The organism is Collinsella sp. HCP3S3_E11, assembly GCF_052067375.1.
Classification (GTDB): Bacteria; Actinomycetota; Coriobacteriia; order Coriobacteriales; family Coriobacteriaceae; genus Collinsella.
Genome location: NZ_JBQHQI010000003.1, coordinates 146474 through 167226, shown reverse-complemented (window position 1 = coordinate 167226; position 20753 = coordinate 146474). Strand labels below are relative to the sequence as shown.

The 20753-nt window shown below is 61.8% G+C and carries 15 protein-coding genes and 2 pseudogenes; 4 read left to right on the top strand and 13 right to left on the bottom strand.

Annotated elements, in window-relative coordinates; translation table 11 throughout:
- Positions 1 to 402, bottom strand: a pseudogene (locus ACTM86_RS03765) (IS21 family transposase); the annotation flags it as partial.
- 150 nt (positions 403 to 552) lie between these two features.
- On the opposite strand from ACTM86_RS03765, the pseudogene ACTM86_RS03760 reads away from it, so the two are divergent.
- Positions 553 to 867 (top strand): annotated as a pseudogene (locus ACTM86_RS03760) (transposase); the annotation flags it as partial.
- A 149-nt stretch (positions 868 to 1016) separates the two neighbouring features.
- On the opposite strand, the gene ACTM86_RS03755 reads toward ACTM86_RS03760, so the two are convergent.
- The 6 genes from ACTM86_RS03755 to ACTM86_RS03730 form a co-directional block, all read right to left on the bottom strand.
- Positions 1017 to 1415 (bottom strand): DUF956 family protein, encoded by a 399-nt coding sequence (locus tag ACTM86_RS03755; RefSeq protein WP_427719318.1) that lies wholly within the window; start codon positions 1413 to 1415, stop codon positions 1017 to 1019.
- A 120-nt stretch (positions 1416 to 1535) separates the two neighbouring features.
- Complete coding sequence (locus ACTM86_RS03750) at positions 1536 to 2456, bottom strand: PTS system mannose/fructose/sorbose family transporter subunit IID (protein ID WP_154518429.1); 921 nt, start codon at positions 2454 to 2456, stop codon at positions 1536 to 1538.
- 16 nt (positions 2457 to 2472) lie between these two features.
- Positions 2473 to 3291, bottom strand: a complete 819-nt coding sequence (locus tag ACTM86_RS03745; protein WP_055285302.1) for a PTS mannose/fructose/sorbose transporter subunit IIC — start codon at positions 3289 to 3291, stop codon at positions 2473 to 2475.
- Between the two features lie 18 nt (positions 3292 to 3309).
- Complete coding sequence (locus tag ACTM86_RS03740; RefSeq protein WP_154518426.1) at positions 3310 to 4299, bottom strand: PTS sugar transporter subunit IIB; 990 nt, start codon at positions 4297 to 4299, stop codon at positions 3310 to 3312.
- 378 nt (positions 4300 to 4677) lie between these two features.
- Positions 4678 to 5106, bottom strand: coding sequence for a hydrogenase maturation nickel metallochaperone HypA/HybF (locus ACTM86_RS03735; RefSeq protein WP_441015388.1), 429 nt, complete (start codon positions 5104 to 5106; stop codon positions 4678 to 4680).
- Between the two features lie 197 nt (positions 5107 to 5303).
- On the bottom strand, positions 5304 to 8081 hold the full coding sequence (locus tag ACTM86_RS03730) for an FAD-dependent oxidoreductase (protein ID WP_441015386.1): 2778 nt from the start codon (positions 8079 to 8081) through the stop codon (positions 5304 to 5306).
- 189 nt (positions 8082 to 8270) lie between these two features.
- Here ACTM86_RS03730 and ACTM86_RS03725 point away from each other — a divergent pair, with 189 nt between their 5' ends.
- The 3 genes from ACTM86_RS03725 (at position 8271) to ACTM86_RS03715 (ending at position 11723) form a co-directional block, all read left to right on the top strand.
- Entirely contained in the window at positions 8271 to 8933 is a 663-nt protein-coding gene (locus ACTM86_RS03725; RefSeq protein ID WP_441015384.1) for a TetR/AcrR family transcriptional regulator, read from the top strand.
- A 62-nt stretch (positions 8934 to 8995) separates the two neighbouring features.
- Entirely contained in the window at positions 8996 to 10003 is a 1008-nt protein-coding gene (locus tag ACTM86_RS03720; RefSeq protein WP_427794084.1) for a DUF5692 family protein, read from the top strand.
- Between the two features lie 232 nt (positions 10004 to 10235).
- A complete protein-coding gene (locus ACTM86_RS03715; protein ID WP_441015382.1) occupies positions 10236 to 11723 on the top strand; it encodes a hypothetical protein in 1488 nt (495 codons plus the stop codon).
- A gap of 132 nt (positions 11724 to 11855) precedes the next feature.
- Here ACTM86_RS03715 and ACTM86_RS03710 read toward each other — a convergent pair whose 3' ends face one another.
- From ACTM86_RS03710 to ACTM86_RS03685, 6 genes are all read right to left on the bottom strand, one after another.
- Complete coding sequence (locus ACTM86_RS03710; RefSeq protein WP_441015380.1) at positions 11856 to 12050, bottom strand: hypothetical protein; 195 nt, start codon at positions 12048 to 12050, stop codon at positions 11856 to 11858.
- A 133-nt stretch (positions 12051 to 12183) separates the two neighbouring features.
- Positions 12184 to 14811, bottom strand: a complete 2628-nt coding sequence (gene clpB, locus ACTM86_RS03705) for an ATP-dependent chaperone ClpB (RefSeq protein ID WP_441015378.1) — start codon at positions 14809 to 14811, stop codon at positions 12184 to 12186.
- Between the two features lie 700 nt (positions 14812 to 15511).
- Positions 15512 to 17812, bottom strand: a complete 2301-nt coding sequence (locus tag ACTM86_RS03700; protein WP_441015376.1) for a hydratase — start codon at positions 17810 to 17812, stop codon at positions 15512 to 15514.
- A gap of 535 nt (positions 17813 to 18347) precedes the next feature.
- The gene (locus ACTM86_RS03695) at positions 18348 to 18764 is read right to left on the bottom strand and encodes a heat shock protein transcriptional repressor HspR (RefSeq protein ID WP_427719306.1); all 417 of its coding nucleotides are present in this window, start codon (positions 18762 to 18764) and stop codon (positions 18348 to 18350) included.
- A 72-nt stretch (positions 18765 to 18836) separates the two neighbouring features.
- On the bottom strand, positions 18837 to 19802 hold the full coding sequence (locus ACTM86_RS03690; protein WP_154518131.1) for a DnaJ C-terminal domain-containing protein: 966 nt from the start codon (positions 19800 to 19802) through the stop codon (positions 18837 to 18839).
- A 107-nt stretch (positions 19803 to 19909) separates the two neighbouring features.
- Complete coding sequence (locus tag ACTM86_RS03685) at positions 19910 to 20752, bottom strand: nucleotide exchange factor GrpE (protein WP_427727348.1); 843 nt, start codon at positions 20750 to 20752, stop codon at positions 19910 to 19912.
- Between the last annotated feature and the right edge of the window lies 1 nt (position 20753).

The window sequence follows — 20753 nt, the reverse complement described above, 5'->3', positions numbered from 1 at the left end:
CATGCCCTCCTTCCAGTCGAACTGCAGCTGCCTGCCCGGGGGCGTCTCGAACCGCGGGTGCGGCTCGCGGCCGCCCGCGCCCCCGAAGGGCACGTCGCGGGCCCGGCACCAGGCGGTGAAGGCGCCGTACCCGGGCAGCCCCTCCCCGCGGCTCTCGCGCAGGAACGCGTAGACGGCCATCTTGGTCATCCCGGGCAGCTGGGCCTTCGAGCGGATCACCTCCTCGAGCGGGTCGAAGGCGCTGCCCCTCGCGGACCTGCCGTCGGCGGCGGACTCGCCCTCCCGCCAGTACTTGGCGACCGTGTGCCGGTCCATGCCGTGCCTCCTCGCGATCTCGCTGAAGTTCGGCTTCGCGCCGGACCCCCTGTAGACGTTCAGCTCTCCCATTACGTTTCGCTCCATATCCCGCTCCTCCCGGGTCGGATACCCGATCGGAGCATAGTTCCGTTAGCGCAGTTGGTGAAAGTACGTTAGCGGGGTCGGCGAAAGCGCGTTAGCGCATTCGGCGAGATGCGTTTGCGAAAGTGGTCAATTTTAGATTAGCGCTAACACGAGCGCCCCGTCATCCACTCCGACCGCGGCGGCCACTACCGCTGGCCCGGCTGGATCTCGATCTGCGAGGGGCACGGCCTCGCCAGGAGCATGTCCGCCAAGGGCTGCAGCCCGGACAACGCGGCGATGGAGGGCTTCTTCGGCCTGCTCAAGAGGGAGTTCTGGCACGGCAGGGACTGGTCGGGCTGGACCCCTGCCCGCTTCATCGAGGAGCTCGGGGGCTGGATCGGCCGATACAATACGGAGAGGCGCAGCGATGCGCTCGGCGGCCGCACGCCGGCCGAGTTCCGCGCCGCGCTGGGAAGGGCCGCGTAACGGTCCAAGAAATCGTCCGCAGTCCCAACCGCATCCCAGAATAGGCGCTCAAACTGGGATGATATTTCCCCAGCGAATCCCGCGAAGAGCTACAGGTAGTCATTGGGGACGTTCTTAAATGACTAGTCGTATAAGAACGTCGCAGGCGACTAGTTGCCTTTGTGGAAAAGGCCTTTGATAACGGAGGGTATGCTCTTGGCGCCCTTGGCCGTCACATCGATAAAGTCGGGCGAGCGCACAAGCTTATCCTCGTCGACGTACTTGCGAACTGCACGAAGCGTCTCTTTGTCGTCGCGCGTCGAAAACGTAAAGTGGCCGTTATCCTTGGTAAAGATAGCAAAACGCGTGATCTTCTTAGTGCCGCGCAAAACCTCGGCGGCAATATAGTCGACCTCGTCCCACGGAATTTGAATAAAATCCTCGGGATTGCGCTCGTTGTAATACTCGAACGCCTTATTGCCCACCATCACGTTGCCGTGGCTGGTAAGCCCCATCAGGCAGGTTGCCGGTGTTGCCAGATCGACCGTGCTGTTCTGAGATTGCGCCATGCGCGCCTCGCCCTCCAAATAAAACAATCGGACCGCATCCAGTGTACCCACCGGGTGCGGTCCGTTTCAATGGCTCAAAAGCCCTTGCCTAGCAACTCTCGGTCTTAAGCCGAAGCGCGATTACATGAAGCCGCAAACGCGACCGATGATACCGACGGCGAAGAGAGCCAGGATGATGACGATCGGGCTGACCTTCTTCTTGAGCAGCTTGCAGACGAACAGCGTCAGGCACACGGCAGCAAGGCCGGGGATGAGCTGATCGAGGTTAGCCTGAAGCGTGGTGACCTTCACCTGATCAAGGGCGGTAGCACCGACGGAGTTGTACATCGTCAGCGCTTCCTTGATGCCCTCGGCACCGGAAGGCAGGTTAGCCCAGTCAATGAAGGCGCCGGCAGACTGCGTGACCTTGGAGACGACCGGGGTGAAGGAGATGGACACCCAGCGCTCGACCAGGGCGCCGATGATGAACATACCCAGGATGGAAGCACCCTCGGTGACCTTGCCCATCAGACCGCCGGAGAGGTCCTTGGCGATGGAGGAGCCGACCTTATAGCCAAACTCCTGCGTGTACCACAGGAAGGCGTAACGGATGATGTTCCACGCGAAGAAGAACAGCAGCGGACCGGCGATGCTGCCGGACAGGGCCAGGGAAGCGCCCAGAGCGCCCAGGATCGGGCGAAGGGTGAACCAGAAGGCGGGGTCGCCGACGCCGGCGAGCGGGCCCATCATACCGACCTTGACGCCCTGAATGGCGACGTCATCGATCGGTGCACCGTTGGCGCGCTCCTCCTCGAGAGCGAGGGTAACGCCAATGACGGGGGCGGAAACATAGGGATGGGTGTTATAGAACTCCAGGTGGCGCTTAAGCGCGGAAATCTGGTCGTCCTTGCTGGTGTAGAGCTTCTTGATCGCAGGGATCATTGCGAAGCACCAGCCGCCATTCTGCATACGCTCGTAGTTCCACGAGCCCTGAAGGAACTGATGACGGAAGCAAACCTTCTTGCGGTCAGCCTTGGTGAGCTGAATCTTGTTCTCTGCCATATGTATCACTCCCCTCCTACTCGTAATCGTTCAGAATGTCGCCGAGCGGGTCACCGGAGCCACCGCCCATGCCGCCACCCTGCTTGGCCAGATCCTTGAGGCCAAGGTAGATGAGGGCAAGGGAGATGCCGATGAGGCCAAGAGCGATCAGCGTGAGCTGAGGGATGGCAGCAAGGACAAAGCCGAGGATGAAGAACGGCCAGGTCTCCTTGGTGGCCATCATGTTGATGACCATGGCGTAACCGACGGAGGCGACCATGCCGCCGCCGACAGCCATGCCGCCGGACAGCCAGTCGGGCATAGCGTTAAGCGCGTTGGTAACCGCCTCGGCCGGGATGATGCACAGAAGTACTGCCGGGATGGCGATACGAAGGCCCTGCATGAGGATGGCGGCGTACTGCCAGCGCTCGATGCCGGAGAAGTCGCCCTTCTCGGCGCAACCGTCCATGGCGTGAGCGATAGCGGTAGCCAGGGTACGGCAGATCATGGTCAGGAACAGACCAGCGACCGACAGCGGGACGGCGACGGCGATGGCGGCGGTAACGGCCTTGGCCGAATCGGTGGCGCCACCGTTGAGGGCGAGCACCATGATAATCGAAGAAGCGACCGAGGCCAGAGCGGCGTCAGGCGCGACGGCAGCGCCGACGTTAGCCCAGCCAAGGGCCATCATCTGGAGCGAACCGCCCAGGAGGATGCCCTCCTGAAGGTGACCGGTTACGAGACCGATAAGCGTGCATGCCACGAGCGGCTGATGGAACTGGAACTCATCCAGAATGCCTTCCATACCGGCAAGCAACGCGACAATCGCAACAAGCAGAATAGTGATTGCAGACATGTATCGGACCCTCCTTTACTATGCTTGAGCGGCCAGTTCGGCCTTAGCTTTCTTCAACATGGCGTCGAGATCCTCGGAGGAATCCGAAGGAACCTTGCGGACCTCGAACTTGACGCCCTTGGCCTTGAGGGCCTCGAGAGTCTTAACGTCGTCATCGCCCATAGCGACGGCGTTGGTGACGACGACCTTGCCCTTGGAGTGAGCCATGGAACCGATGTTGACTTCCTTGATGTCGACGCCGGCCTCGATAGCCTTGAGCAGATCCTGCGGGTTCTCAAAGAGCAGCATGGCCTTGGTGTCACCAAAGCGCGTGTCCTTGACAACCTCGGCCATCTTCTTGATGGGCACGACGTTGGCATGGACTCCCGGAGGGGCAGCCTGCTCGATCATGGTCTTGCGGAGCTCGTCGTGAGCAACGCCGTCGGAAACCACGATGATGCGGTTGGGGTTGATCTGCTTGGTCCACGTGGTGGCCACCTGACCATGCAGCAGACGGGTGTCGATACGGACGTGGGCGATCTTGATGTGCCCATCGCCGATGACTGTTCCCGGAGGGATGGCGCCTGCAGGAGCAGCGGCGGCCGTGGCCGGCTTCTTCTCCTCGGGCTCCAGAGACTCGGGCTTGACGCGCACGCCAGCCTTAGCCTCAGTCACGAGATGTTTTGCGATCGCATGTGCAGTGTTCTTTGCGTCAAAGCGCTGCGAATATGCCTCGATGAGCATAGGCAGGTTGACACCGGTGACGATAGCCCAGGAATCGTGGCCCTCGATGAGACCGCTGATCTGGTTGAACGGCGTGCCGCCCCACAGATCAACGAGGAAGAGCACCTGCTCCTGGTCCTCGAAGGAAGCGATTGCTTCCTCGACCTTGGCACGGAAGTCGTCGGGGCCCATGCTCGGCTCGAGCGAGACCACGGCCACAGACGGCTGATCGCCAAAGACCATCGAGCCCGTCTGCTTGATTCCGGCTGCCAAGTCCCCGTGGCTAGCAAGAACAATACTTACCATCACATAACCTCCTCTTTGTCTACGTATTTCCTACACGACATGAAAGGAGTATACCTGTTCGTCCTGTAAAATTATAGAGAAAAATGCGAATGGTTGGATAATTTGTTTAAACGTCTAGGTTTGTTACAAGTTGATTACGTTACTGCTTTTTGACGGATTACACGCCAAGGCGTCACTTATCAAGCCATTCATTTTACAGATACAAGCAGACTGTTCATTAATATCGATTTTAGGCAAGCGCGAATGCGCTTGTACTGCAGCTTTTTTGTTTAAACAGACATAACTTGACTATTAGCGTGACTTATGCACTAACGTAAGTAGTCATTGGGGACGTTCTTAAACGACTAGTCAAACAAGAACGTCCCCAACGACTAGGGGCTAGACGATGTGGAGGGGGTTGGCAGCGTCGACGGCATCGGGGGCGTCGGAGAGGCCGTCGGGAGCAGCATCTGGCGGGTCCTCGTCGGGGGTCTCAATCTGCTTGATCATGACCTCCTGGCCCTGCAGCAGGTATGTCTCGCCGCTACCGCAATGGGGGCAGATCTTGCCGTGCTCGACTGTCGCATAGTCGCGGCCGCACGCCTCGCAATGCGTCACGGCCTCGACAGGCTCCACAATAAGCTCCGTGCCCTCGGTGATAGGCTTTTTATCTGCCGCCCAGCGCCAAGCGTCGAGCAGCAAGTCGGGAACGACGCCCGAGACCTCGCCCAGCAGCAGCGTGACGCTCGAAACGCGACTCACGCCATTGGCGCGCGCCACGTTCTCGACATCGCGAATAATGTGATAGACGATTCCCAATTCATGCAAGGTAGAAACCTTTCAGCAACGGTTGATGCGATGTCAGCCAAACGTCAGCGAGCGGCGATCCAGGTGCCCCAGGTTGCCCCGAAACAAGGCATCCGCTGGGCTTTTGCCCGCGGCGCCGCAGTTGAGGGGCAAGATGGGGTATCTGGGCGCCGCGCAGCGTCGGCAGTGCCGCCGTTCGTTAGAACGGCGGAACCTCATTACTTCTTCCCGAATTTGATCTTGATGGCACGCTTGAGCGCGTACTTGCCCAAGCTGGGGAGCTTTTGCTCGTATTTAACCATCGTGGAGCACTCGGGGCGGTCGCGATTCAGATGGATGGCGTCGAACGCGCACTTGGTGGTGCACAGACCGCAGCCGATGCACTTGTTGGGGTCGACGATCGAGGCGCCGCAACCCAGACAACGGGCGGTCTCGGCGCGCACCTGCTCTTCGGTAAAGGTCTCGACGTACTCGCTAAACGGCGAGGCCTTCTCGTGCTCGCGGTCGACATGTGCCACCTCGCGGCTCGCGTTGTCATAGCTCTCGATCACGACATCGTCGCGGTCGAGCGCGATGTAGCGGCGCTGGTTACGGCCGATGGTGAGCGTGGAGCCCGGTTGCACAAAGCGGTGGATGGACACGGCGGCCTCGTGACCGGCAGCGATGGCGTTGATGGCAAAGCTCGGACCGGTGTAGACGTCGCCGCCCACAAAGATGTCGGGCTCGGCGGTCTGGTAGGTCTGAGGATCGGCAAGGGCACCCTGGCCACGGCCAAGCTCCACCTTGGAGCCAGCCAGCAGGTCGCCCCACACGATGGACTGACCGATCGACATGACCACGCGGTCGGCGTCGACACGACGCAGGTCGTTCTCGTCGTACTCGGGCGCAAAACGGCCCTCGTCGTCAAAGACACGCGTGCAGCGCTTGAAGGTGATACCACACACACGACCGGCCTCGTCCAGATGGACCTCCTTGGGGCCCCAGCCGCAGCTGATGTGGGCGCCGTCCTCAACGGCCTCGCGACGCTCCTCCTCGCTGGCGGGCATCTGGGCCTCGCTCTCCAGGCAGAATATCTCAACGTGCTCGGAACCCAGACGGCAGGCGTTGCGCGCGACGTCGATAGCCACGTTGCCGCCGCCCACCACGATGGTGCGGCCGGACAGCGCGTCGATCTTGCCACTGTTGACCTTGCGCAAAAAGTCGACAGCCACGGTCACGTCCTCGGCATCCTCGCCCGGAATACCGGCGAGGCGGCCGCCCTGGCAGCCAATGGCAACATAAAAGGCCTTAAAGCCCTGCTCGCGCAGCTCGTCGAGCGTCACGTCGCGACCGACCTCCACACCATAGCGGAACTCGGCGCCCATCAGGCGAATGACCTCGACCTCGGCCTCGACAACATCCTTCTGCAGCTTAAAGCTGGGAATGCCATAGGTGAGCATGCCGCCCGGGCGCTCATTCTTCTCGAACACGACGGGCTTGTAGCCCTTCTCGGCCAGGTAGAAAGCGCAGGACAGGCCGGCCGGACCGGCACCGATGATGGCGATCTTCTGGTCGAAGCCGCCGGCGCGCGTCGGGGTCACCACAGGTGGGACATAGCGGGTCGCGGCATCCAGATCGCGCTGGGCGATAAACTTCTTGACCTCGTCGATGGCCACGGCCTCATCCACGCGACCGCGGGTGCAGGCATCCTCGCAGCGGCGATTGCACACACGGCCGCAGATAGCGGGCAGCGGGTTCTCGCGCTTGATGAGCGCTAGCGCCTCGTCATAGCGGCCCTGCGCCGCGAGCTTCAGATAGCCCTGAACGGCAATGTGCGCGGGGCAGGCCGTCTTGCAGGGCGCGGTGCCGGAATCGTGTGTCTCGATGCGGTTGTCGTTGCGGTAGTTGGGCGACCACTTGGTGTGGTCCCACTTGGTGGCATCGGGCAGCTCCTGGCGCGGATACTCGGGCACCTGTCCGCCGGCCTTTTTGCTGCAGAGCTTCTGGCCGAGCTTGACGGCACCGGCCGGGCACACCTCAACGCAGCGACCGCAGGCCACGCACTTGTCCTTCTCGACCTTGGCGACATAGGCCGAGCGCGACAGGTTGGGCGTGTTGAACAGCTGCGAGGTGCGCAGGGCGTAGCACACGTTGACGTTGCAGTTGCAGATGGCGAAGATCTTGTTCTCGCCGTCGATATTGGTGATCTGGTGCACAAAGCCGTTGTCCTCGGCCTGGCGCAAGATGTCATAGACCTCCTCACGCGTCACATAATGGCCGCGGTCGGTCTCAACCACATAGTCGGCCATATCGCCCACGGCAATGCACCAGTCGGCGGGGTCGTCGGCGCAGCCCTCGCCCATCACACGACGGCTCGCGCGGCAGCTGCAGGTGCTGGCGGCATATTTGCCCTCGTATTTGTCGAGCCAATGCTCGATATGCTCGATCGGCACCGAGGTGCTCGAAGCATCGATAGCCTTCTCGACCGGAATGACGTGCATGCCGATGCCGGCGCCTCCGGGCGGCACCATCGGCGTGGCTTTGGACAGCGGCCCCTTGGACGCCTGCTCAAAGAACTTGGCATAGACCGGATGCTCCTCGAGCTGGTTCACGCGCATGTTGAGGAACTCGGCGGAACCCGGTACCAGCATGGGCAGCACCCACTGCTTGGCGCGCTCGGGATTTTCCCAGTTGTACTCGAGCAGACCCGTGTAGCTCATGTCGTCGAGCATCTTCTCGATCTGGGCCTCGGGCATGCCGGTGAGCTTGGCCATCTCGGGCAGCGTATAGGGACGGCGCATCTTCATCTTGCAGAGCACTTCGGCCTGCTCGTCGGTTGCGGCCTCGGCAAACGACCAGTACTCGTAGCCCAGCAGCTCGTCGCGATGCAGCAGACGGTTGGTGCAATGCTCGCACAGCTTGACAATGGCCTCGCGCGGATGCTCCGGCAGCGGCGGCACGAACTCCGAACCGATGTCGGGCTCGGTGTAGCTAATTCCCGGTCCGTTGAGAATCATGGTTGTCCCTTCTCTTGCCGCAGCCCGACGAGGCCGCAGCGCCCCTCTTTTTTGCAGGCCGGGCATGCCCCCATGCCGTTCACCCGCCATTGTGGACATTATGTCAAAAATAGTATTGACGAACCGTCAACACTATTCAAGACTATTAGGCGAACGGTCGGGCCCAAACGGATGAAAGGCGGCAAGCGCATGAGCGATAACGCAGCGAGCACCCCTGTGGCCGACGCCGTCCCCACGCCCGACAGCGTGGCAAAGCGCCTGACAGGTGACGAGCGCCGTCGCGAGATTCTCGCCGCCGTGCGCGCCGTGAGCTCCGAGCTGGGCGTGTCCCATCTATCCGTCTCGGCCGTGACCAAGCGAGCCGGCTGCACGCGCTCGCTGTTCTACCACTACTTCGTCGACATGGACGCCGCCGTCACCGCCGTCATGGACGAGGCAATCGACGGTTTTATCTCCGAGCTCGAGCAGTGGAATGCCAGCCGCATCGTCGGTGATATCGAGGGCGCACTCGACACCGTCGCCCCGCTCTTTAAGCGCCTGGTTGTGAGCGGCCACGAGCTGCCGAGCACGCTCACCTCGAGCAGCGGCGCGCTCTACGGCGGCTTTCTGCACAACGTGGTCCAGCGCGTGGCGCAATACATCTGCGACACCACCGTGGTGGACTTTGTCGCCCATCATGACCTGCGCATCGACCATGTCTACGAGACGGTTTACACCCTCATCATGGGGCTGTTGATGTACATCCGCACGCACCCCGATGTGCCCGACGAGACGGTTAAGGAGATTATCGCCTCGACACTCCACATCGAGGGCTACACCGCCAAGTATTCCGAGCGCAAGCCCAGGAACTGATGACATTTGGCCAAACTGCCCGCGACGGAAGAGGGGCCGCGGGCGTATGAAAGGAGAGCAGCATGCTGTTCGATGTTTGGGGTAGCGATACCCTTATCCACTGGGCCGGCTGGGCGATGGTCTTTATCGGCTTGATCGTACTCAACGAGGTCGGCCGCCGTACCAAGCTCGGCGCGGCCATCATCTTTGGCGTGGCTCCGCTGGCCATGACCATCTACTGCATCGCCATCGCCGTCGGCGTTTCGCAGGGTGCCGAGTGGGCGCTCACCAACCCCACCCATGTATACCAGAACAGCTGGTTCCATTACGCCAAGGTATACGCGGCGCTGGCCGGCTGCTGGGGCTTCATTGCCATTAAGTACCAGTGGGGCAAGATCGGCAAGGCGCATTGGTTCCGCGCATGGCCGTTTGTGATCGTCGCCATCAACATCTTGATCGCCGTCGTGTCCGACTTTGAGAGCGCCTATCACTTCTTTGTCCTGGGCGAGTCCACCTGGGTCACCTCCGAAGGTGCTACGCAGCTGGCCGGCTGGAACAACGTGTTCAACGGCATCGCGGGCATTATCAACATCTTCTGCATGACCGGTTGGTGGAGCGTCTACGCCTCCGAGGACAAGACCGACATGCTGTGGCCCGACATGACCTGGGTCTACATCATCGCCTACGACATCTGGAACTTCTGCTACACCTACAACTGCCTGCCCACCCACTCCTGGTTCTGCGGCTTTGCGCTGCTGCTGGCGCCCACCGTCGCCGCCTTTATCTGGAACAAGGGCGGCTGGATCCAGAACCGCGCCTTTACGCTGGCCATTTGGTGCATGTTTGCCCAGGTGTTCCCCTACTTCCAGGAGGAGTCCATCTTTGTGACGCACTCCACGCTCGACCCCAACGCCGCCACCGCGGTCTCGATCGTCGCACTGGTCGCCAACATCGCCGCGATCATCTACGTCGCCTACCGTGCCAAGAAGCTCGGCCGCAACCCCTACAAGCAGGATGTCTTTGAGGGCACCAGCGATTGGGAGAAGGCCACTGCCCGTCGCGCCAAGGTTGATTACGCGCACGCCGAGTAACGCGCCTGACGCAAACACCGCTTGAGCACGAAGCGGCATAGCCGGCTCCGCGCAACTCAACGCACTGCAGAGCCCCCGAAACGTGATTCGCTCGCGTTCCGGGGGCCTTTTGCTACCGTGAGGATACGGCCGAACGATTCGCTCGGGTTAAATCGGATCTTAAATTTCGCATGCGCTTTATATGACTCCATTTTTGGGTACAGTGTTGAGCCGATATTGCATTGGGGGATATATGAGCGATGAGACACGTGGCCGCGAGGATGCGACCCAGGATGCGGAAGCATGTGCCGAGGCCTTGGAGAGCCTTGACCGGATTGCGCTAGACGAGCTCTCGTTGAGCGATTTGGCCGTCGACGCGCAGGACGAGGTGCGCGAAGGCACTGAGGACGAAGGCAGCGACGCCAAAGACGCTTCTGACGAGGCCGAGGCCGAAGAGGACGATAGCAAGGACGGCGTCCAGTCGGAATCCGCCTCGGGAGAAGAGACCGCCCTGCTTGGCAGCTTGCCTGCCGATGACTCGCTCACCCGCGAGCTTCCTGGCCTGGGTTCTGCGCCGGCCGTCGACGAGACCATCGCCATGGGCGATATTCCCCTGCCGTCCGTTCCCTCGGCACGCGAAGCCAAGGCTCGCCATCACAAGATGTCGCCCAAGCGACGCAATTTGATGGTTGCCGGCGTCGTTGCCGCCGCGCTCGTTGCCGGCGGCGCGGGCTATGCCGCTTGGAACGGATACCAACAAGAACAGGCCGCCATCGCTGCCGTCAACGCCCACACCATGATGTCGGTGCAGATTGGCGTACATGCCGCAGGGCTCGACTGTTCCACCGGCTCCAAGATTCCCGTGCAGGTGAGCGGGCAAGACTCTGACGGCTCCTCCGTGAGCGAGACGCTCTATGTTGATGAGCACGGTCGCGGTATTAAGCTGCTGCCTGGCGACTATACGCTCTCCATCGCTGGGTCCCCCATCGCAGCTGACGGTACCATTTACACCGTGCCGACCACCAAGGCGCAGGTTAGCGTAAAGAGCGACGGGCAGGACCTGAGCGCTCAGGCATCCTTTAAGCTTAAGGTACCTTCGGCAGACACGGTGACCGACGACCAGATCGATGCCGCGGCCAAGTACGCCGAGGAGGGTGGCGCGAGCTCTGCCGCGGTCGCAAAGGTGCTCCAGCAGGCGGCAACCGCGCGCCGTGACGCCGCCGTCAATGCCATGAGTTCCCGCGAGGCGCAGGCGGCCCGCGACGCCGATGCTCGGCATAAGGCAACGAACCTGTATCAGCTCGATATTCCCGTTGAGTGGTACGGCAAAGTCGCGACTTGGCAAAACGGCAATACGCTGTGCATCTATCTTGCCAGCGACAGCAATACGCCGATCGTGACGCTTGTCGCAGTGCGCGACGGCGAGAGCTTTACGCCCGATAAGGGCGATACGGTTTTAGGTGCGGCAAGCCTTGGCAACGGCTACACGGTCTACGCCAGCGGCCCCGTCTATCCGTATGTGGTGCCCCAGACCATCAACGGGCGCACGCAAGACCCCGTGTCGACCTACCCCATGGACACGGCCATCGATCTTGTCGAGCTTACAACCGGCAACCGCTATACCTATAGCCAGATCAAGAACGTACTGGTCGACAAGGACGGCAAGGCCGACGCTGCCACCAAACTCGAGACCGACTACCTCGCCCAGATTCTGATGCCAAGCATCAAGGCCCAAGACTAGCCGGCCGCAGCGAGGGTAGCTAATTTGGGACGGGGCTTTTTTAGCTGCCCCGACCGTTAATCGACTAAACCGGCACATTACCAGCCGGGGCAGCTAAAAAAGCCCCGTCCCAAATTAGCTACCCTGCAGGAGTTAGCGCCACGGATCGGCTTCGAACATCGGCTCGCGCTCGGGGCGGCGATCGCTGTAGGGATCGTAGCCGTCGTCGTCCTCGTTCTCGGCACGGATGTAGGGGTCGCGCGGCTTGGGTGCCGGCTTAGGCTCAGGCTTGGGTGCGGCGGGCGCTGACTCAGGCGCCGGTGCGTTCGTCTCGTTCTCGTCTTTCATCTGCATAGCTCCTTGTCATGTACTCATGTTCAACACCATCGATTGTCGCACGAAAAAGGGCGGCGGACCCAATTGGATCCGCCGCCCTTGGCGTTTGGCTCAAAAGGTAGATTTTAAGGCATGGCCCAACAATCTACTCGGCGTCGGGCACCTCGTAGGTGGCAGACGGCGTGTTATCGCACACGACGGTAAAGGCACCGTCCTTGTCGACGTCAACCGTCACCTGATCGCCCTCGCGCACCGTACCGTCGATGATAGCGGCGGCGATGGCGTCCACGACCTCGCGCTGCACCAGACGCTTGAGCGGACGGGCACCAAAGACCGGGTCCAGACCGCCCACGGCGAGCATCTGCTTGGCCGCCGGGGTGATGGCAAGCGTCATGCGCTCCTTGGCCAGACGTGCGCGGACGTCGGCGAGCTGAATATCGACGATCTTTTCGATCTGCGCCATGCCGAGCGGATGGAACACCACGATATCGTCGATACGGTTGAGGAACTCGGGGCGGAAAGTCTGAGCCATGGCCGCGTCGACCTGATGGCGCATCTCCTCCTCGTCCTTGCCCGAAAGATCGGCGATGGCCTTGGAGCCCACGTTGGACGTCATGATGATGATCGTGTTCTTGAAGGACACCTGACGACCCTGACCATCGGTCAGACGACCGTCGTCGAGCACCTGCAGCAGCACGTTGAAGACATCCGGATGAGCCTTCTCCATCTCGTCGAGCAAGATCACGGAGTACGGACGACGGCGCACGGCCTCGGTGAGCTGTCCACCCTCGTCGTAGCCCACGTATCCCGGGGGCGCACCGATCAGACGCTGAACGCTGAACTTCTCCATGTACTCGGACATGTCGATACGCACGAGCGCGCGCTCGTCATCGAACAGGCACTCGGCCAGCGCCTTGGCGAGTTCGGTCTTGCCCACACCGGTGGGGCCCAGGAAGAAGAAGCTGCCGATGGGCTTGTCCGGATCGGAGAGGCCCGCACGGCTACGGCGCACGGCCGCGGCGACGGCGGAGACGGCCTCATCCTGGCCGATGACGCGCTTATGCAGCTCGCCTTCCAAGCCCTTCAGCTTGTCGAGCTCACCCTGCATCATCTTGGAGACGGGCACACCGGTCCAGGCGCTTACGACCTCGGCGATCTCGTCGGAGGTCACCTGCTCGTTGAGGCCTTCACCGTCCTGCTGCTTTTGTGCCTCGAGCGCGGCCTCGGAATCCTGAATCTGCTGCTGCAAACCCGGAATCACGGAGTAACGCAGCTCGGACGCACGGCCCAAGTCTCCGTTGCGCGTCGCACGTTCCTCTTCGCTCTTGGCCTCATCGAGCTGGCCCTTGAGCTCCTGCACATGGTCAATGGCGTTCTTTTGGTTGAGCCAACCGGCCTTTTGCACGTTGAGCTTTTCCTGGATCTCGGCGATTTCCTGGCGCAGGGTCTCCAGACGCTCCTTGGAGGCGTCGTCGGTCTCCTTCATGAGTGCCTGCTCCTCAATCTGCAACTGGGTGAGCTGACGCGTGGTGGCGTCAATCTCGACCGGCATGCTGTCGAGCTCCATGCGCAGGCGGCTTGCGGCCTCATCGACCAGGTCGATGGCCTTGTCGGGCAGGAAGCGGTCGGCGATGTAACGATCGGAGAGGTCGGCGGCGGCCACGAGCGCGCTATCGGTAATGTGCACGCCGTGGAAGATCTCGTACTTCTCCTTGAGGCCACGCAGAATCGAGATGGTGTCCTCGACGGTAGGCTCGCTCACCATAACGGTCTGGAAACGACGGGCGAGCGCCGCGTCCTTCTCGATGTACTTGCGGTATTCGTCGAGCGTGGTCGCACCGATCGCGTGCAGGTCGCCGCGGGCGAGCGCAGGCTTGAGGATGTTGCCGGCGTCCATGGAGCCCTCGGTGGCGCCCGCGCCCACAATGGTGTGGAGCTCATCGATGAACAGGATGACCTTGCCTTCGGATTTTTGAACCTCCTTGAGCACGGCCTTCAAGCGGTCCTCGAACTCGCCGCGGTACTTGGCACCGGCGACCAGCGCGCTCATGTCGAGCTCGATGAGGTCGCGGTCGCGCAGCGTGCTCGGCACGTCGCCGGCCACGATACGCTGGGCGATGCCCTCGACGATGGCCGTTTTACCGACACCCGGCTCACCGATGAGCACAGGGTTGTTCTTGGTGCGACGGGACAGGACCTGGATAGTACGACGGATCTCGTCAGTACGGCCGATAACCGGATCGAGCTTGCCGGCACGGGCCAGGTCGCAGATGTTGCGGCCGTACTGCTCCAGTGCCTCAAACTGGGTCTTGTCCTCGGCGGACGTCACGCGGTCATCGCCGCGCAGCTCCTCGTAGACCTGCTCGATACGCTCCTTGGTAACGCCGGCGTCGCGCAGCACGCGGCCCGCCTCACCTTTGTCCTCGGCAAGCGCCATCAGCAGATGCTCGGTCACTACAAAGCTGTCGCCCATCTTGGTGGCCTTTTTCTCGGCCTTCTCGATGACACGGACGAGCTCGTTGGACAGGCCCATCTGCTGGCCCTCGCCCGAAACCTTGGGTGCGCGGTCGATGGCATCTTGTGTGGAGTGTGCAAGCTGGGCTGGGTCGGCGCCGATGCGCTCGATAATCACGGAGATATTGCGCTCGCCGGCACCGAGCAGGGCGGACAGCAAGTGAATCGGCTCCACCGCGCCGGCCTGTGCGTCGGCAGCCGTGCTCATGGCGGTCTGCAACGCCTCGCGCGACGTCATTGCTAGCTTATCGATTCTCATGGAATCACCTCTCTTGGGGCGGCCGCCCTACGGGGCGGCTTCACGTTGTCCGAGAAGTATTGTTGCCAGCTTTGTACGATCTTATACACAAATCTAAGTCTCTATATATAAGATTTTCTGAGTGATTAAGAGATAGGGAGCAGGCACGCTCACCCGCTGCGGTCTCGTCCCCTTACTATCTCAATCTGTAACATCTAGCAGCTGTTTATGGCTCCATATGTTACAAATCAAGATGAAATGGCCAGCGGCAACCGTTTATCTCAATCTGTAACATCTAGCGGCTGTTTATGGCTCCAGATGTTACAAATCAAGATGAAATGGCCAGCGGCACCCGTTTGTCTCAATCTGTAACATCTACTCGGCAAATAGAGCTCTATCTGTTACAAATCGAGACGAACAGAAGACACCCGAATCGAAAATCTAAATCTGTAACACCAGGCCCACTTTTAGCGGCCAAGATGTTACAGGTCGAGACAAACCGAGAACCGCCACAAAGGTGCCTGTCCCCTTTGTGGCGGTTTTCGACAAAAAGAAACCGCCCCATTAACAGAGGCGGCATCAAGCAAGTCTATTTATTAGCGTCCCTCAAGACCCAACGAGAACGTCGCGGTAGCCCCGGACAAACCTTTCCCGAACGCGACCCTCGCGAAGCGCGTGAGCGGGCGGGAAAGGATAAGCCCCGGGCGGACAATTAAGTGCGTTACTCGGCAGCGGCCTTGAACTTGTTGTAGTTGATCAGGCAGCCGGCCTTGACGATGGCACGCTCCTCAGCCGTCATATCGGCAATGTAGAGCTCAATCTGCTCGACCGTGCCGTCGGCGCGCACCACGTAGGCGGCGATGTTCTGCAGGTCGCCATCGAGCGCGGCACGGATACCCGGCACGAAGACGTAGTCGCCCACCTCAAAGTTGGGCTCGGCCTCCATCTGGAAGGGCACCATGCCCCAGTTCATCACATTGGAGCGATAGCGCTTGGTGGCGTACTCGTGGACGATGTTGGCCAGACCGCCAATCACGCGCTGGCAGCTCGCGGCCTGCTCGCGGGCAGAACCGTCACCGGGCTTCTTGGCATAGAGCATGGAGCCGTACTCGGTCGCCTTGGCATCTGCCGCGACGCCGGCGCCGGCCAGTGCCTCAAACACGCCGGCAAGCTCGGCATCGAGTGCCGCCAGATCGCCCGCCGCCTCGCCGGCAACGCGGCGCTTCTCCACGGCGTCGACCTCCTTGGAACGACCCACGTAGGCCGGATCGCGGCGGCTGAGCGTAAACTCTGCCAGGCCCAGCGGGTTGGAGCGGAAGGAGCTCGTCTCGCCCGAGGGAATGAGCTCGTCGGTCGTGGTGACCGGGTCCATGATCTTGGAGCACACCTTGAGCAGGATATCGTCGCCGAGAGGCTCCATCGCGGGCCACGGCTTGATGTTGGGGCCTTCGACCAGCTCGTCGGCAGGCTCGGCCTTGCCAAAGCCCCAGTACACGCGCTTTTTATACGGCGCGTCGTCAAAGGTGTACTCGCAGGCCTCGTCCCAAGTCTCCTCGGGCAGGTCGGTCGCCGGCGTCAGGACGCCGCCGTTGGCAGCCGTCGCCGCAATGGAGCGAGCGTCCATTAGGGCCACGGCGCTCAGCTGACCATTGCCCGGCTTGGAACCCTCGCGGTTGGGGAAGTTGCGCGTGGTGTGGCGGATGGACAGGCCGTTGTTGGCAGGCGTGTCGCCGGCACCAAAGCACGGACCGCAGAACGCCGTGCGCACGATCGCGCCGGCCTCCATAAGGTCGTAGATATAGCCACGGCGCGTAAGTTCGAGTGCCACGGGCTGGCTCGTGGGATAGACCGATAGCGAGAACTCGCCGCAGCCGGTGTTGGCGCCCTTGAGCACGCGGGCAGCCTGGACCACGGAGTCGTAGTTGCCGCCCGAGCAGCCGGCGATAACGCCCTGTTGCACGTGCAGCTTGCCGTCGACGATCTTGTCGAGCAGGCTAAAGTGCGTCTTGCCCTCGCCGATCTTGGCGGCCTCGAGCTCCACCTCATGCAGGATGTCCTCGAGGTTCTCGTTGAGCTCCTCGATCTCAAAGCCGTTGGAAGGATGGAATGGCAGCGCGATCATGGGCTTGATGCTCGACAGATCGACCTCGACGCAACCGTCGTAGTAGGCGACATCGGCGGGCTTGAGCTCGCGGTAGTCGTCGCCGCGACCGTGCATGGCCAAAAACGCGTGCGTGTCCTCGTCGGTGGCCCAGATGCTCGACAGGCAGGTGGTCTCGGTGGTCATGACGTCGACGCCGTTGCGGTAATCGGTCGTCATGCTCGCGATACCCGGGCCCACAAACTCCATGACCTTGTTCTTGACATAGCCCTTGGCAAAGACGGCACGGATGATGGCGAGCGCCACGTCGTGCGGGCCGACGCCGGGACGCGGGGCGCCCGTGAGGTAGATAGCGACGACGCCGGGATAGGCAACGTCGTAGGTGTCGCGCAGCAACTGCTTTGCCAGCTCGCCGCCGCCCTCGCCCACGGCCATGGTGCCCAGGGCGCCATAGCGGGTGTGCGAGTCGGAGCCCAGGATCATCTTGCCGCAACCGGCGAAGTTCTCGCGCATAAAGGAGTGGATGACGGCGATGTGCGGCGGAACGAAGATGCCGCCGTACTTTTTGGCCGCGGAAAGGCCAAAGACGTGGTCGTCCTCGTTGATGGTGCCGCCCACGGCGCACAGCGAGTTATGGCAGTTGGTGAGCACGTAGGGCAGCGGGAACTGCTCCATGCCCGAGGCGCGCGCCGTCTGGATGATGCCGACAAAGGTGATGTCGTGGCTCGCCATGGCATCGAAGCGAATCTTGAGCGCCTCGGGGTCGCCGGACGTATTGTGTGCCTGGAGGATCGAATACGCGATGGTACCGCGCTTGGCATCCTCGGGCGTCTGCGTAATACCGCGCTCGGCAGCCTCGGCCGCAGGCACAACCTCGCTGCCGCCGCGCAGGTAGATGCCGTCCTCGTACAGCTTGACCATACTGTCTCCCACTCTGCCCAAAAGATTTGGGCGCATAGCATGCATTCGTTCAATATCGTGCCATAGAACGGTTGCGAATGGGTTACGAATCTGCACGTTCACTTTATCTCGGTAAAGTACAGGACGAGCCTGATGTGGGTCAGCAGATTTGGTGCAAGAGTGTCCCTTTCGACTAGTCATTTAAGAACGTCCCCAATGACTACCCATAACAACACCGATGTTTTGGCAACGACAGCGAGCGGGCCCCAATGACTACCAACGACTACCGCATCCGGAGCAAGGCAACGCCGCAGGTCGAGGACGGACAGAGAGCGGGCCGCATTTCCAAAGTGAGGAACGTCCCCAAGTGCCGCATCCGGACCATGGCAACGCCGCAGGTAGAGGACGGACAGCGAGCGACGTCCAGAGCGAACAAGTTGGCATGAAAAAGGCAAGGCATAGACCTTCTGGTCATGCCTTGCCTTTTGAATGACAAATTGTCGCTCTGGGCGGCGCGCAGCGTCGACCGGTCCGCCGTTCGTTAGAACGGCGGAACCTAGAGATCCCCGCCGGCTCCCAGTAGCTTGCGCATGACCTGTTCGGGATTAACCGAGCCATCGCGCGGGGCCAGGGAGGTGATCTTCTTCTGCATCTTGTACTCGTGCAGCTCGTCCTCGAGCTGGCGCATGCGGGCGCGGAGCTTTTCGTTCTCGCGCTCGCGCTCCTCGGCACGCTCCTTCATATCGAGGATGCGCACCACACCGGCAAGGTTGATGCCCTCGTCGGTCAGCTGGTTGATGAGCTCCAGGCGCTCGATATCGGCACGCGAATACAGGCGCGTGTTGCCGCCCGAGCGCTGGGGGTTCACCAGGCCCTTGGACTCGTAGACGCGCAGAGTCTGCGGATGCATGCCGGTCAGCTCGGCCGCCACGCTGATCATGTACAGCGGTTTGTTCCTATTGTCCTCGGCCATGCTACCTGACCCCTTTCCGTCTCGTTATCGTCCATCATAAGCCCGCAGGCGTGGGCGTGTACCGCGACCGCCCTAGAACGTCGCCTTGTAACGGTTGACCTTCTCGCGGTAGTCGCGCGTGTCGGCCTCGCGCAGCTTGGTCATGGCATCGCGCTCGTCATCGGATAGGTTCGTGGGAACCTGTACCTTGATCTCGACGAGCAGCGCGCCCGTACGGCCACGGTGCTTAACGTCGGGCGCCCCCATCTCCTTAAAGCGGAACTTCTTGCCCGTCTGGGTACCCGCAGGCACTTTCAAACGGACCGTCGCACCGCCGGGCGTGGGCACGTCCACCGTGCAGCCGAGCGCCGCCTCGTAGACCGAGACCGGTACCTCCATGGTCACGTCGGCGCCTTTGCGCTTAAACAGCGGGTGTTCCTCCACATGCGTGGTCACGACCAGGTCGCCGCGCTCGCCACCGGCGACGCCATACTCGCCGCGACGCTTGTAGCGCAGCTTGCCGCCGTCGACCGCGCCCGCGGGCACCGAGACCGTAATGGTCTGCTGCTCGCCTGTCGAGGGAATGCGATAGGTGACCTTGTGCGTCACGCCGCGAAACGCGTCCTCGGCCGTCACATCGACGGTCAGCGACAGGTCGCCGCCCTTGCGAGCGCGGCTGCGACCCGCGCCGGCACCGGCAGCGCCCGCAGCCCCGGCAAAGCCCGAGCCCCAATCGCTGCCCCAGGCACCGTTGCCGCTAAAGATGCTGTCGAAGATGTCGCCCCAGCCGCTGGCACCCGCGCCGGCACCGTAGCCGCCGCCATACGCGCCGCCTGCGCCCGGCATGCCGCCAAACATGAGCATCTGGTCGTACTCTTTGCGCTTCTTCTCGTCCGAAAGCGTCTCGTAGGCCTCGCTGATCTCCTTGAACTTGGCCTCGTCGCCGCCGGCGTCGGGGTGATATTTTTGCGCGAGCTTGCGAAACGCGCTCTTGATCTCTTTGTCGGAGGCGCTCTTGGATACGCCCAGGATGTCATAGAAGGTTTTGCCTGCAGCCATCGTAGCTCCTCTCCTGTTTTATCCGTCGCCCAGCGGGCGGCGGTTCATGCTTTCATATGGCACTAGGCCAGAAAGGGCCCCGGGTGTTGCCCCGGGGCCCTTCTCAATTACTCCTCGGTGCTCTCGGCCGTATCGGCCGCAGCATCCTCGGGCGCCGCTTCGGGCTCCGGTGCGGGGCGCTTTTCGCCACCGTAGGTCACCGTCACCATCGCGGAACGCAGGATGCGGTCCGCCATGCGGTAGCCCTTCTGGTACACGTCGTTGACGGTCTCGTCGTACTGCGACGAGTCCTCGACGCGACCCACAGCCTGGTGCTCGAGCGGATCGAACGCCTCGCCCTTGGGGTCGATGGGCTCAACGCCCTCGTGCGCAAACACATCGAGTAGCTTGGCATGCACCGCGTCGACGCCGTCGACGAACTGCTTAAAGTCGTCGGCAAGCTCTTGGCTGCGGGCATGGTCGATCGCGCGCTCGATATCGTCGACCACCGGCAGCAGCGCAGTGACAAGCTTCTCTGTCGCGCGCTCACGCTCGGCGATACGCTCGCTGGCGGTGCGGCGACGGAAGTTCTCCCAGTCGGCCTGCAGACGGGCAGTGCGCTCGGTGGCGTCCTTCGCCTTGTCCTCGGCAGCCTTCTGAGCCTCTGCCGCAGCATCGAGCTCATTGCGCACGTCGGCAAGCTCCTTCTGGGCCTGCTCGAACTTGAGCTTAAAGTCGTTGTCGGCGGCTTCCTCACCGGCGCGGATAGCGGCTTCCACCATCTCGTCCTCGGTCATCGTCGCCTCCTTGTTGGAATCCTCTACCTGGTTCTCGACAGCCTCGGCGGCCTCGGCCTCGTTGGCCTCGGTATCGTCGACGGCCTCTACGGGAATCTTCACGTCCTTCTCCTCAGAGTCAACGGGGGCGGCTCCAACGGCAGCCGCCTCCGTGCGAGCTTTACGGGCGGACATG